The organism is Bacillus sp. SIMBA_005 (assembly GCF_046535585.1).
Lineage (GTDB): Bacteria > Bacillota > Bacilli > Bacillales > Bacillaceae > Bacillus > Bacillus pumilus.
The window spans coordinates 1-254 of the sequence record NZ_JAWRWI010000772.1; the positions used below are offsets into that span (position 1 = coordinate 1).

1 protein-coding gene is annotated in these 254 nt (G+C 43.7%); it reads right to left on the reverse strand.

Annotated features, from left to right (window positions below):
* Positions 1 to 254: acyl carrier protein (locus SB660_RS22160; protein ID WP_410584620.1), on the reverse strand; the 254-nt coding region annotated here is incomplete at both ends.

Genomic DNA, 254 nt, shown 5'->3' on the forward strand with positions numbered 1-254 from the left:
ATCTTTTTTCTTCTGAGATGGGGTGCCGCTCCCGCTTTCTCCTAACCGGAGTTTATGAAGAAGAGTATCCCTGTGCTCCTCAACGAAATACTGTGACAATTCTGCCGCAGTCTGATATTCGAATAACAGCGTTTTTGAGAGCGCGCCGAAATGTTTTTCAAGCTCATTCGTCATATTGATAATCATAACGGAATCAAGTCCGTACTTTTCCAATGCCTCTTCTGCATCTATTTTGTCCGCAGGCATCCTGAATT